This is a genomic window from Amycolatopsis tucumanensis (assembly GCF_021654135.1).
GTDB lineage: Bacteria > Actinomycetota > Actinomycetes > Mycobacteriales > Pseudonocardiaceae > Amycolatopsis_E > Amycolatopsis_E tucumanensis.
In genome coordinates this window covers 1-1,350 of sequence record NZ_JAKGSD010000131.1, presented here as the reverse complement: position 1 = coordinate 1,350, position 1,350 = coordinate 1, and the positions used below count along the sequence as shown (strand labels likewise).

1 protein-coding gene is annotated in these 1,350 nt (G+C 67.0%); it reads left to right on the top strand.

All coding sequences use genetic code 11. From position 1 onward, the window contains the following. Nucleotides 1–41 precede the first annotated feature (41 nt). Complete coding sequence (locus L2C96_RS44130; protein ID WP_237340318.1) at nucleotides 42–1,175, top strand: IS701 family transposase; 1,134 nt, start codon at nucleotides 42–44, stop codon at nucleotides 1,173–1,175. Nucleotides 1,176–1,350: the final 175 nt, after the last annotated feature.

Here is a 1,350-nt window from a genome sequence, read left to right as displayed (position 1 = left end):
TACTGCAACGGCAGTTAGTGGTGTTGTGGTAGATCATCCTGGTGGTGGTCGATGTGGTGATGGATCAGCTGGACCGGGTGCATGAGCGGATCGCGGGCCGGTTCAGGCGGTCGGAGCCGCGTAATCGTGCGCGGGAGTATGTGTCCGGGCTGGTCGCGGGCCTGGAACGGAAGAACGGGTGGACCCTGGCCGAGCAGGCCGGGGAGGTCTCGCCGGACGGGATGCAGCGGCTGCTGCGGTGGGCGGACTGGGACATCGAGGGCGTCCGTGACGATGTGCGGGACTACGTGATCGAGCATCTCGGCGAGCCCGGTGGCGTGCTGATCGTGGACGACACCGGCTTCCTGAAGAAGGGCACGCGCTCGGCCGGGGTGCAGCGGCAGTACTCCGGCACCGCCGGCCGGATCGAGAACTGCCAGATTGGCACATTCCTGGCCTATGCCTCGACTCGCGGGCATGCACTGATCGACCGGGAGCTGTATCTGCCCGAGCCATGGATAGCCGACCCGGATCGGTGCCGGCGGGCGGGGATCCCGGAAGGCACCGAATTCCAGACCAAGCCACGCCAGGCGATGGCCATGCTGGCCCGGGCGTTCGCCGCAAAGGTGCCGTTCGCGTGGATCACCGCCGATGAGGCCTACGGGCAGGTCAAGTACCTGCGGTTGTGGCTGGAAGCCCACGATGCCGCGCACGTCCTGGCCACCAAGGTCAACGACACCCTGATCACCACCGGTGGTCGAGAAGCCCGGGCCGATGAGCTGATCGCAGAGCTTCCCGCCCGGTCCTGGCGGCGGTTGTCGGTCGGCGCCGGAGCGCACGGGCCACGGGAGTACGACTGGGCGCGGGTGCCGATCCGGCTCGGCTGGCAGCCGGGGCGGGGACACTGGCTGCTGGCCCGCCGCTCACTCTCCGACCCAGCCGAGATCGCCTACTACGTTTGCTACGGACCCCGCCGCTCGACGCTGCTGGACCTGGCCTGGATCGCCGGGGCGCGGTGGCGGATCGAGGAGTGCTTCCAGCAAGCCAAAAACGAAGCCGGACTCGACCACTACCAGGTCCGATCGTGGCGAGCGTGGTATGCCCACATCACCCTGTCCATGCTCGCCCACGCCTGGCTCGCCGTGTCACGATCCCTTGCCGCAAAAGGGGAACCAACGCCAACGAACCAGGCATGATCGACTTCACGTTACCGGAGATTCGGCGCCTGCTCATCAAACTCGCCTTGCGTGTCGTCGGCACCACCGACCACATCTGGTCCTGGTCGCGCTTCCGCCGCCGACGACAACACCAAGCCCGCCTCAGCCACTACAAACGACGCGGCTATCAACTCGCCTAACTGCCGTTGCAGGG